Here is an 11,865-nt window from a genome sequence, read left to right on the forward strand (position 1 = left end):
GCACGCCTCTCGATGGTCTGAAAAAGATGCTGGATAATAAAGCATGACCCGCTTGACGGCTAGCGCCGTCGGAGACCCTTGCAATGCCTGACCAAGATGTACGCTTGCAACACCTGAAAGTTTGGCTCGATGAGCAGTTACCGATCCTTTTCAATCAACAGGGGTGGGGTGCCGTACCCCCGGCCACGTTGACCGCGGCCAGCAGCGACGCGAGTTTCCGGCGATATTTCCGCTGGGAAGGCGAGGGCCGCAGCCTGATCGTGATGGATGCACCGCCGCCCCAGGAAAACTGCAAACCCTTCGTGGATATCGCGTTTTTGCTGGCGAAATCCGGCATCAACGTGCCAAAAATTTATGCCGAAGACCTCGATCGCGGTTTTCTTTTGCTCAATGATCTGGGTAACCAGACCTACCTGGATGTAATCAACGGCGAAAATGCCGACGATTTATTCCGCGATGCCTTGCAGGCATTGTTGGCTTTTCAGCAATTGCCTATGGTGGCTCCGCTGCCCAGTTATGACGTTGCTTTGCTGCGTCGCGAGTTGGAGCTGTTCCCGGAGTGGTACGTCAAGCGCGAGTTGGGCATCGAACTCGATGCGACACAGCAGCAACTTTGGCAGCAGGCTTGCGAACTGTTGATCAACAGCGCCCTGGCCCAGCCGAAAGTGCTGGTGCACCGCGACTACATGCCGCGCAATCTCATGCTCAGCGATCCCAATCCAGGTGTGCTCGATTTCCAGGACGCGGTCTACGGGCCGGTGACCTACGATGTGACCTGCCTTTTCAAGGATGCTTTCCTCAGTTGGCCCGAGGCGCGAGTGCGCGGTTGGCTGGAGGATTATTGGCAGCAGGCCGGTGCCCTTGGCATTGCTGTGCAGCCGGACTTCGAAGATTTCCTGCGGGCCAGCGACTTGATGGGCGTGCAACGCCATCTCAAGGTGATCGGCATCTTCGCGCGCATTTGCCACCGCGACGGCAAGCCGCGCTACCTGAAGGACGTACCGCGCTTCTTCGACTATATAGAAGCGGTCATCGACCGCCGTCCTGAGCTGGCGCCGCTGGATGGGTTGCTCCGCAGCCTGCGCCAATCGGCCGGGGCAAATGCATGAAGGCGATGATCCTCGCGGCGGGCAAGGGGGAGCGCATGCGCCCGCTGACGCTTACCACGCCTAAGCCTTTGATCCGTGTCGCCGAAATTCCCTTGATCGAATATCACCTGCGGGCGCTGGTCGCCGCCGGGTTTGGCGAGATCGTCATCAATCACGCCTGGCTCGGGCAGCAGATCGAAGACCACCTGGGGGACGGCTCACGGTTCGGCGTGCGCATCGTCTATTCCCCGGAAGGCGAGCCGCTGGAAACCGGCGGGGGGATTCTCCGGGCGCTGCCGTTGCTGGGCGATGAAGCGTTTCTCGTGGTCAATGGCGACATATGGACTGATTTCGATTTCAGCACCTTGCCTCGTTCGCTCCACGCGTCGGCTCATCTGGTGCTGGTGGACAATCCTGAACATCACCCAGATGGCGATTTCGTCCTCACCGACGGAAAGGTTCATGAAGGCGCGTCCACGGCCGACAAACTGACCTACAGCGGTATCGCCGTCCTGCATCCGCGATTATTCGACGGTTGCGCGGCTGGCGCGTTCAAGCTCGCACCGTTGCTGCGCAAGGCCATGGACCATGGGCAGGTCAGCGGCGAGCGGCTGCAAGGTCATTGGGTAGATGTGGGAACCCTTGAACGTTTGGCGCAGGTTGAAAAATTGATAGAAGCGAGCCGTTGATATGTGGTGGCCAGGGACTCTGATCGGAGCGGGAGCAGGCTTTGCCATAGCCAGCATCCCGGGGGCCATGCTTGGCGCATTGCTGGGACAGGCGCTGGACAGGCGCCTGAACGTCCACAGCTGGGCGCAAGTGCGCGAACGGCTGGGCGGGCGCCCGGCGTTGCGCAACGATGAATTATTGTTCGTGTTGCTCGGACGCCTGGCGAAAAGCGATGGGCGGGTTGTGGACGGTCACATTCAGCAGGCTCGCCTGGAAATGCGCGCCCTCGACTTGAGCGAACCGGCGCAGCGTCGTGCCATTGCGGCATTCAACCGAGGCAAGTCCGAGCATGATCGCTTGCGCGGTTATCTGCGTCGCCTCGCCACTCAGCCCCACGCGGCCGAAGGCGTGCTACGCGCCTGCTGGAGGATGGTCTGGGCTGACGGTCGCGCTGGCGCCAGCGAGCGCGAGTTGCTTGTCCAGTGGGGCAAATGGCTGGGCTGGACGCCGCAGCAGGTCCAGACGTTGGCGATGGATTACGAACCGCAGAAACTGTCGCAACCCTCAAGCGGCGTGACTTATCAGGAGGCATTGCGATTGCTGGGTGTTTCGGCCACCAGCGAGCCGTCGCAAATAAAGCGGGCTTATCGCCGCTTGCTCAGCCGGCATCACCCGGACAAGATCGCCGGCAGCGGCGCCACGCCTTTACAGGTGCGTGAAGCGACCGACAGGACCCGAGAGCTGCACAATGCCTATCGTTTGATTCGCGAGCGGAGGGATTTCCGCTAATACGGGGTGCCTGTGGCGAGGGAGCTCGCTCCCGCTGGTTCACGAAGCGGCGCCTCAACCTAGCGCCGAATTTCTTACGGAGTCTCAGTTGGCTGACGACTGCTGCGCAGCCGAGCGGGAGCAAGCTCCCTTGCCACAGATAGCTAGCGTGTCGCTTACCGCTGGGAAGGTTTCACTCCCCAGGGTTTTGCGGATTCAACCAACCCCGGACCCGACGGAACAATTGCTCTTGCTCCGCCGAACGGTTCGGCACGGCTTTGAGGGCAACCTGGCTGAAGGTCGATCCTTTCAGGCGTTTGCTCGCTTGCAAGCGCTCCAGTGCCGCGTTGCGGTCCAGTGGCTTGTCCATATAGAAGATATCGGCGGTCGCCAGCTTCAGGGTGGGTGTCAGCTCTGCCAGGCCAGGCTTGGCGGTTACCGGAGTCTGGGCCGCGACCATCACGAAGCGTTCGATCTGCGAGGGTTGCTTTTCGCTAAGGTAGCGCGCTGCCCAATAGGCGCCCGTGCCATGGCCTAGCAGCACAATGCTGCGGGCGCTCTGCTGTTCGGCGTAGGCCAGCGCCGCATCGATGCGGGCGAAAATGCGCTCGGCATCGGCGTTGGCGTGTTCTTCACCGGTTTCGGCGATGGCGGCATCCGCTGCCTCGGCTTCGCCCCCCGTCACTTGCTCGATCGGTGCGGCGGTGGTGGCGTCCGGTGCCGCGGCCGCGACGTCGGCGGGTTTGGTCTCGGGTGGCGTTTCCACGGTGCGCGGAGCGATGACGTCGCCTTGCAGGTCCGGCAGGGTGATACTCAGGCTGCTCCATTGGGCATCAGGCAGTTTCTTGCGCAGGGGGCCGACTGCTTGAGGCCAGTCAGCGGTTTCACCGGCGCCAGGGATGATGATGACGGCGCCCTCGGGCTCGCTGGTATTGGCTGGCTTCCACAGCGCGAGGAAGGCGTCGCTACCGGTTTGTAGCTGTTGCTGTTCTTGAGCGGGGACTTTTCTTACGAGCGCCGCCGCCTCTTCCTGGCTACGCTCGAGCAAGGGTTGGCGTTCGACCGGCTTTTCCCCAGCGGATGGTTCCACTGCGGCGGGTGCCGTTTCGCCAGCCTGCACAGAAAATGCACTCGGCAGGATCAGCGACAGGCACAATGCTGGCAACGCCAGGCGATAAACAGAGGGCATCGGATATTCCATGACCAGAAGTATTTCCGGCAGCCTAATGGGTTGGTCAGTATTTGTCAGTGCATGAGACTTCGATGATGCGTTATTGCTGCCTGTGGGTTATCGGCTGTTTATGGCTTCCCTTGATGGTGTGGGCTGCGCCTGCGCCGCAGGTTCATGGCGTGCAACTGAGTGCGGAACAGCGTCAATGGCTGGCGCAACATCAACAGCTGCGGGTCGGCGTGGTATTGCAGGCCCCCTATGCACAATACGATCGGCGTTTACAGCGGTTGTCCGGTACCCATGTCGAGTTGATGCAATGGCTGGGCAAGACGTTGAACGTCGAGTTGACCTGGCGCAATTTCCAAGACGTCGCGCAGCTGGAAGCAGCGGTACGTGACGGCGAAATCGATGTCGCGCCCGGCCTGACCCAGACCCCGGTCGGGCTCAGGCTCTGGCAGTTTTCCGACCCTTACATGCGAGTGCCGCAATTGATCGTCGGCGCGCAGAAAAGCGCCGAGGGCGTGGAGTTGGAGAAGCTCGACGGCCAGGTCCGCGTTGCGGTGCGCATGCCCAGCGCCACGGCGGATTATCTGCGCAGCAATTACCCAGCGTTGAACCTGCAAGGGGTGCCGATGGAGCGCGAGGCGCTGCAATTGTTGCTGACCCAGCAGGCCCGGTTCGCGGTGGTCGATGAGGCGCAGCTGGGACGGTTGATGGTCGAGCCCGAGTTCTCGGAACTGGCGGTGGTGGGCGATATTGGGTCGCCACAGTTGCTACGGGTCGCCACGCGCCGGGACTGGCCCCAGTTGGCCGAAATTATCGACAAGGGGCTGCAAGCCATCCCGGCCAAGGAACTTGAGCAACTGCACAGTCGTTGGCTCAAGCCGAAATACCCGCGCCTGACCGAAACTCCGGGTTTCTGGCAGAACCTGACCTTGCTATTGCTGGCATTGCTGCTCGCCAGCGTGGCCACCGTGTCTTGGCAACGCCGCCAGCAACGTGGACTGGAGCGCCGGTTGCGTGCCGCGCGAGAGGACATCGCCCAACGCACCGCCAGCGAAGCAGCCTTGCGGCTGACGCAGTTTTCCATCGATCAAAGTACGGTCGGCATCCTCTGGGTCAACTGGGACAGTCATGTGCGCTACGCCAACCGCGCCGCCGAAACCATGCTGGGCTACGGCCCGGGCGGAATCATCGACCGCCCGCTGATCGATTTCGAGCCGGGCTTGCACATGGACCGTTGGTTGAATTTGTGGAAGCGCGCCCGAGCCAGTGAAGACGGGCCGCAGAGTTTCGAGACCGAATGTGTGCGCGCCGATGGCAGCATCCTGCCGGCCGACGTTTCCCTGAGTTTCCTGCGTTTTCGCGATGCCGAATACCTGGTCGTCTACCTAAACGACGTGACGGAGCGTCGACGCGCACTGGCGGCTTTGCGTGAAAGCGAGGCGCGCCTGCAAGGCATCGCGGCGAACGTGCCGGGGTTGGTCTTTCGCCTGGAGCGGGCTCCAGTGACTGGACAAATCGACTTTGCCTACATCAGCGAAGGCAGCGAAAGCCTGGTGGGCTACTCCCCGGCGACTTTGGCCCGCAGTGATACCGGTCTGCGCAGCCTGGTCCATCCGGACGACAAGGCCGATTACCACCGCACCCAGGACCAGGCGCTGGACAGCGACAGCGACTGGTCATGGCAAGGCCGCATCCTGACGCGCGAAGGGCAGCAACGCTGGGCCGAGATCAAGGCAATCACACGTCGTCTCGAGGATGGCGCCTACGTCTGGGACGGTATCGTCTGGGACATTACTGAAAGCAAGCGCATCGAACTGGAGCTGGCCAGCTCGCGTGAACAGTTGCGTGAGTTGTCGGCGCACCTGGAAAGCGTAAGAGAGGAAGAAAAAGCACGTATTGCCCGGGAGGTCCACGACGAGCTGGGCCAGATGCTGACGGTGCTGAAGCTGGAGACTTCCATGTGCGAATTGGCCTACGCGCAGCTGGATCCTGGCCTGCAGGAGCGGCTCAACAGCATGAAGCGCTTGATCGCCCAGCTGTTTCAACTGGTGCGAGACGTGGCGACAGCGTTGCGCCCACCTATCCTGGATGCCGGTATCGCTTCGGCAATTGAATGGCAGGCACGGCGTTTCGAGGCGCGTACCCACATCCCGTGCCTGGTGCAGGTGCCTGACAACTTGCCACCGTTGAGCGACGCGAAGGCCATCGGTCTGTTCCGGATTCTCCAGGAAGCGCTGACCAATGTGATGCGCCACGCCCAGGCGCATACTGTGGAACTGACGCTGACCCAGGAAGGCGGCCATCTATGCCTGACGGTCAGCGATGACGGTGTAGGATTCATTGCCGACGCCAGTAGGCCAACGTCCTTTGGTTTGGTTGGCATGCGTGAGCGTGTGTTGATCATGGGCGGACAGTTGACTCTGGACAGCGAGCCGGGGGAGGGGACGACCTTGTCGGTGCGCGTGCCGTTGGGTGAGGCATGACGGGAGTGGTTATCCGGGGTGACCGCATCGCGAGCAAGCTCGCTCCCACAAGGATTAATGTTACGCGAGCTTGCTCGCGATGAGATTCTGAATCTGGAGAACAATGTGATCCGTGTACTGGTAGCCGAAGACCACACCATCGTCCGCGAAGGGATCAAGCAGTTGATCGGCCTGGCCAAGGATCTGGTGGTGGCGGGGGAGGCGAGCAATGGCGAACAACTGCTCGAGACCCTGCGACACGTGCCCTGCGAAGTCGTGCTGCTGGATATTTCCATGCCGGGCGTCAACGGCCTGGAGGCGATCCCACGGATCCGGGCGTTGAACAACCCGCCGGCCATCCTGGTGTTGTCCATGCATGACGAAGCGCAAATGGCGGCTCGCGCCCTTAAGGTCGGCGCCGCCGGCTACGCCACCAAGGACAGCGACCCGGCATTGCTGCTCATGGCGATTCGAAAAGTCGCTGCCGGCGGACGCTACATCGACCCGGACCTGGCCGACCGCATGGTCTTCGAAGTGGGCCTGACCGACACCCGACCGCTGCATTCCCTATTGTCGGAGCGCGAGTTCTCAGTCTTCGAACGCCTCGCCCAAGGCGCCAATGTCAACGACATCGCCCAGCAACTGGCCCTGAGCAGCAAGACCATCAGTACCCACAAGGCGCGGCTGATGCAGAAACTCAACATCACCTCGCTGGCGGAACTGGTGAAATACGCGATGGAGCACAAGTTGCTCTGAATCCCACCATTGTCCCCTTGTGGGAGCGAGCTTGCTCGCGATAGCGTCGGACCATACAGCGCATAGGTAGCTGACAGACCGCCATCGCGAGCAAGCTCGCCCCCACAGGGTTTGTGTTGGCATATCCATTTGCGACACGCCCCAGCACAGCGTTTGCCCCGGTTTGCAGCTCGCTGCTTGAAACTTGCCATTGCACTTATCCAATCCCGCCACCCGTGTAGGGAAATCCCTACCCCGACTCTTCCATCCGGCTGAGGCGATTCTCTCCTGCGGCCCGATTTGCGCGGGTCCCGGGCTCCACTAGGCTTGGACTCACAAGCAGTCATCAATACAAAAGGTGCGGGTATGAGCCAGGTCGATTCAAGCGCGGGGGCCAGTGATGTGCTGGTCAGCTTTCGTGGTGTGCAAAAGAGCTACGACGGCGAGAACCTGATCGTCAAAGACCTCAACCTGGACATTCGCAAAGGCGAATTCCTGACCCTCCTCGGACCTTCCGGCTCCGGCAAGACCACCAGCCTGATGATGCTCGCCGGTTTCGAGACTCCGACCGCCGGTGAAATCCTGCTGGCTGGCCGTTCCATCAACAACGTGCCGCCTCATAAGCGCGACATCGGCATGGTGTTCCAGAACTACGCCTTGTTTCCCCACATGACCGTCGCCGAGAACCTGGCCTTCCCGTTGACCGTTCGCGGCTTGAACAAGAGCGACGTCGGTGATCGGGTCAAGCGAGTCTTGAGCATGGTCCAGCTGGAAACCTTTGCCCAGCGTTATCCGGCGCAATTGTCCGGTGGCCAGCAGCAGCGCGTGGCCCTGGCCCGGGCGCTGGTGTTCGAGCCGCAACTTGTCTTGATGGACGAACCCCTTGGTGCATTGGACAAACAGCTGCGCGAACACATGCAGATGGAAATCAAGCACCTGCACCAGCGCCTCGGTGTCACCGTGGTCTACGTGACGCACGACCAGGGCGAAGCCCTCACCATGTCCGACCGTGTGGCCGTGTTCCACCAGGGCGAGATCCAGCAGATCGCCCCGCCGCGCACACTGTACGAAGAACCGAAAAACACCTTCGTCGCCAACTTCATCGGCGAAAACAACCGCCTCAACGGCCGCCTGCACAGCCAGACCGGCGATCGGTGCCTGGTGGAGTTGGCGCGCGGTGAGAAAGTCGAGGCCCTGGCCGTCAATGTCGGCCAGCCTGGCGAGCCGGTCACGCTCTCGATCCGGCCGGAGCGGGTGAGCCTCAACGGCTCCAGCGAACAATGCGTCAACCGCTTTTCAGGGAGGGTGGCGGAATTCATCTATCTGGGCGACCACGTCCGGGTTCGCCTGGAGGTCTGCGGCAAGAACGACTTCTTCGTGAAACAGCCCATTGCCGAGCTCGATCCCGCGCTCGCCGTCGGGGACGTGGTTCCGCTTGGCTGGCAAGTCGAGCATGTGCGCGCGCTCGATCCCCTTTTAGAGGCGAACTGATCGCCCCCCTGCTGTACCAACACCAACCCTGCACGTGGAGAGAACAATAAATGTTGAGATCCTTGAAGTTCACAGCCCTGACATTGGGCATGATGGGTGCGGCAAGCGCGATGGCGGCGGGCCCGGACCTGACCGTGGTGTCTTTCGGCGGGGCGAACAAGGCGGCTCAGGTCAAAGCCTTTTATGCACCGTGGGAAGCTGCCGGCAATGGCAAGATCGTGGCGGGCGAGTACAACGGCGAAATGGCCAAGGTCAAGGCCATGGTCGATACCAAGAGCGTCTCGTGGGACCTGGTGGAAGTCGAGTCGCCGGAATTGTCCCGTGGCTGCGACGAGGACATGTTCGAGCAGCTCGATCCGGCCTTGTTCGGCAAGACCGAAGACTACGTCAAGGGCGCCATCCAGCCTTGCGGCGTGGGCTTTTTCGTCTGGTCGACCGTGCTGGCCTACAACGCCGATAAGCTGAAAACCGCACCGACCAGCTGGGCTGATTTCTGGGACACCAAGCAGTTCCCGGGCAAGCGTGGCCTGCGCAAGGGCGCGAAGTACACCTTGGAATTTGCCTTGATGGCCGACGGCGTGGCGCCCAAAGACGTCTACAAAGTGCTGGCTGGTAAAGATGGCCAGGACCGCGCCTTCAAGAAGCTGGACGAACTCAAGCCGAACATCCAATGGTGGGAAGCTGGTGCGCAACCGCCGCAATACCTCGCTTCCGGTGACGTTGTCATGAGCTCGGCCTACAACGGCCGGATCGCCGCGGTGCAGAAAGAAAGCAACCTGAAAGTGGTGTGGAACGGCGGCATCTACGACTTCGACGCCTGGGCTATTCCTCGTGGCCTGGACAAGACGCGCGCAGAAGCGGCGAAGAAATTCATCGCCTTCTCTGTGGCGCCACAGCAGCAGAAGACCTACTCGGAAAACATCGCCTACGGCCCGGCCAACACCCAGGCTGTTCCGTTGCTGGCCAAGGATGTCCTGAAAGACATGCCGACCACTCCGGAGAACATTGCCAACCAAGTGCAGATCGACGTGAGCTTCTGGGCTGACAACGGCGAGCAACTGGAACAGCGCTTCAACTCCTGGGCGGCGAAGTAACCCACGTCTTCCTGGGAGGCGAGGCTTTTTGTGGCGAGGGAGCTTGCTCCCGCTTGAGTGCGCAGCACTCACGAGATAGGCATTGCCGACATTTTTTGGGGCCGCTTCGCGGCCCAGCGGGAGCAAGCTCCCTCGCCACGATCACGCGTACGTCCAGGTTGTGGTTTCAAAAGAACAGAGGCGGCCCGCCGCCCCTGTAACGATAAAAAGATTTGCGGAGTTCGCCATGGCCATCGCCGTTCCACTGAACGCGGGCACCAGCCCCACCCTAAAGCAGCGGCTCAAGCGCGCCGAGCGGGTCAACCGCTGGAAGGCCCAGGCCTTGATCGCGCCGTTGGTGCTGTTTCTGTTGCTGGTGTTCCTGGTGCCCATCGTCGCGCTGTTGTTCAAAAGCGTCAGCAACCCGGAAGTGGTCAACGCAATGCCGCGCACCGTGGCTGCGGTCGCCGCCTGGGATGGACGTGGATTGCCAGGCGAGCCTGTTTACAAGGCAGCCAGCGAGGACCTGGCTGAAGCCCGGAAAAATCAGACTTTGGGCGACCTGTCCAAACGATTGAACATGGAACTGGCCGGCTATCGCAGCCTCCTGACCAAGACTGCCAGGGCGCTGCCGTTCGCTGCCGAACCGGCTTCCTATAAAGAAGCGCTCGAAGGCCTCGACGAACGTTGGGGCGACCCGGCCTATTGGCAGGTGATCCGCCGCAACACCAGCGACGTCACGCCGTACTACCTGCTCGCGGCGGTCGACCATCGCATCGACGATCTCGGTGAACTCGCGCCGGCCACTCCCGACCAGGCGATCTACCTGGACATTTTTACCCGCACCTTCTGGATGGGCCTGGTCATTACCGCCATTTGCCTGGTGCTCGCCTATCCGTTGGCTTATCTACTGGCGAACCTACCGTCGCGCCAGAGCAATCTGTTGATGATTCTGGTGCTGCTGCCGTTCTGGACCTCGATCCTGGTGCGTGTGGCGGCGTGGATCGTGCTGCTGCAATCGGGAGGCTTGATCAACAGCGCCTTGATGGCCATGGGCATCATCGATAAACCTTTGGAACTGGTGTTCAACCGCGTCGGTGTGTACATCTCCATGGTCCACATCCTGCTGCCGTTCATGATCCTGCCGATCTACAGCGTGATGAAGGGTATCTCGCCCACCTACATGCGCGCGGCGATTTCCCTGGGTTGCCACCCGTTCGCCAGTTTCTGGCGGGTATACTTCCCGCAGACCTACGCAGGTGTCGGTGCCGGTTGCCTGTTGGTGTTCATTCTCGCCATCGGCTACTACATCACCCCAGCGCTGCTGGGCAGCCCGAACGACCAGATGGTCAGCTACTTCGTCGCGTTCTACACCAACACCAGCATCAACTGGGGCATGGCCACGGCGCTCGGCGGCCTGCTGTTGCTGGCGACCATCGTGCTTTATCTGATTTACAGCTGGCTGGTGGGCGCCAGTCGCCTGCGCCTGAGCTAAGGGGAGATCGAAATGCTGAGTCCTTACATGTCCCCCGTCGAACGGGTGTGGTTCTACAGCTTGCGCATACTCTGCGGGCTGATCCTGTTGTTCCTGATCCTGCCGGTGCTGGTGATCATTCCGTTGTCGTTCAACTCCGGCAGCTTCCTGGTTTACCCGTTGCAGGGCTTTTCGCTGCAGTGGTACCACGACTTCTTCGCTTCGGCGGAATGGATGCGGGCCTTGAAGAACAGCATCATCGTCGCTCCGGCGGCGACGCTGTTGGCGATGGTGTTTGGCACATTGGCCGCTATCGGACTGACCCGTGGCGACTTCCCGGGCAAGGCGCTGGTGATGGCCCTGGTGATTTCGCCCATGGTGGTGCCGGTGGTGATCATCGGCGTGGCCAGCTACCTGTTCTTCGCGCCGTTGGGAATGGGAAACAGCTTCTTTTCACTGATCGTCGTCCACGCTGTGCTGGGCGTACCGTTTGTCATCATCACCGTTTCGGCGACCTTGCAGGGCTTCAACCACAACCTGGTCCGGGCTGCCGCCAGCCTCGGAGCGTCGCCATTGACGGCGTTTCGCCGGGTGACCTTGCCGTTGATCGCCCCGGGCGTCATTTCCGGCGCGCTGTTCGCCTTCGCGACGTCGTTCGATGAAGTGGTGGTGACCTTGTTCCTGGCGGGGCCGGAGCAGGCGACGTTGCCTCGGCAGATGTTCAGCGGCATCCGTGAAAACCTCAGCCCCACCATCGCGGCGGCAGCAACGCTGCTGATCGCCTTCTCGGTGATCCTGTTGCTGACCCTGGAGTGGTTGCGTGGGCGCAGCGAGAAGCTGCGTACTACCCAGGTCTGAGGCTTGCGGTAGAGCAGTGTGGGAGCGAGCCTGCTCGCGAATGCGGTGGCATATTCAACGTTTATGTCGG

At 61.3% G+C, this 11,865-nt stretch carries 10 protein-coding genes; 9 read left to right on the forward strand and 1 reads right to left on the reverse strand.

Translation table 11 applies throughout. The annotated features are described in order from the left end of the window. Nucleotides 1–83 precede the first annotated feature (83 nt). From J3P81_RS02505 to J3P81_RS02515, 3 genes are read left to right on the forward strand one after another with little or no spacing between them, the layout of a single operon-like run. Nucleotides 84–1,109 carry an aminoglycoside phosphotransferase family protein gene (locus tag J3P81_RS02505; RefSeq protein ID WP_434562000.1) on the forward strand — a complete coding sequence of 342 codons (1,026 nt, stop codon included), beginning with the start codon at nucleotides 84–86 and terminating at the stop codon, nucleotides 1,107–1,109. Continuing rightward, nucleotides 1,106–1,777, forward strand: a complete 672-nt coding sequence (murU, locus tag J3P81_RS02510; RefSeq protein WP_434562002.1) for an N-acetylmuramate alpha-1-phosphate uridylyltransferase MurU — start codon at nucleotides 1,106–1,108, stop codon at nucleotides 1,775–1,777. Before J3P81_RS02505 ends, murU begins: the two co-directional genes overlap by 4 nt. Nucleotide 1,778: 1 nt before the next feature. Next, nucleotides 1,779–2,546, forward strand: coding sequence for a TerB family tellurite resistance protein (locus J3P81_RS02515; protein ID WP_434562004.1), 768 nt, complete (start codon nucleotides 1,779–1,781; stop codon nucleotides 2,544–2,546). 172 nt (nucleotides 2,547–2,718) lie between these two features. Here the strand turns inward: J3P81_RS02515 and J3P81_RS02520 are convergent, their stop codons facing one another. Beyond that, entirely contained in the window at nucleotides 2,719–3,714 is a 996-nt protein-coding gene (locus J3P81_RS02520) for an alpha/beta hydrolase family protein (RefSeq protein ID WP_434562006.1), read from the reverse strand. Between the two features lie 74 nt (nucleotides 3,715–3,788). On the opposite strand from J3P81_RS02520, the gene J3P81_RS02525 reads away from it, so the two are divergent. The 6 genes from J3P81_RS02525 (at nucleotide 3,789) to J3P81_RS02550 (ending at nucleotide 11,795) form a co-directional block, all read left to right on the forward strand. Continuing rightward, nucleotides 3,789–6,185, forward strand: a complete 2,397-nt coding sequence (locus tag J3P81_RS02525; RefSeq protein ID WP_434562008.1) for a PAS domain-containing sensor histidine kinase — start codon at nucleotides 3,789–3,791, stop codon at nucleotides 6,183–6,185. 57 nt (nucleotides 6,186–6,242) lie between these two features. Continuing rightward, complete coding sequence (locus J3P81_RS02530; RefSeq protein ID WP_420764865.1) at nucleotides 6,243–6,920, forward strand: response regulator; 678 nt, start codon at nucleotides 6,243–6,245, stop codon at nucleotides 6,918–6,920. Nucleotides 6,921–7,265: 345 nt separating this feature from the next. Continuing rightward, nucleotides 7,266–8,390 (forward strand): ABC transporter ATP-binding protein, encoded by a 1,125-nt coding sequence (locus tag J3P81_RS02535; protein ID WP_434562010.1) that lies wholly within the window; start codon nucleotides 7,266–7,268, stop codon nucleotides 8,388–8,390. Nucleotides 8,391–8,440: 50 nt separating this feature from the next. After that, on the forward strand, nucleotides 8,441–9,484 hold the full coding sequence (locus tag J3P81_RS02540) for an ABC transporter substrate-binding protein (protein ID WP_042730717.1): 1,044 nt from the start codon (nucleotides 8,441–8,443) through the stop codon (nucleotides 9,482–9,484). 226 nt (nucleotides 9,485–9,710) lie between these two features. After that, on the forward strand, nucleotides 9,711–10,958 hold the full coding sequence (locus J3P81_RS02545; RefSeq protein WP_420764863.1) for an ABC transporter permease: 1,248 nt from the start codon (nucleotides 9,711–9,713) through the stop codon (nucleotides 10,956–10,958). Nucleotides 10,959–10,970: 12 nt separating this feature from the next. Next, complete coding sequence (locus J3P81_RS02550; protein WP_420764862.1) at nucleotides 10,971–11,795, forward strand: ABC transporter permease; 825 nt, start codon at nucleotides 10,971–10,973, stop codon at nucleotides 11,793–11,795. The last annotated feature ends 70 nt before the right edge of the window (nucleotides 11,796–11,865 follow it).

It is taken from the genome of Pseudomonas sp. R1-6 (genome assembly GCF_051132115.1).
Taxonomy (GTDB): Bacteria; Pseudomonadota; Gammaproteobacteria; order Pseudomonadales; family Pseudomonadaceae; genus Aquipseudomonas.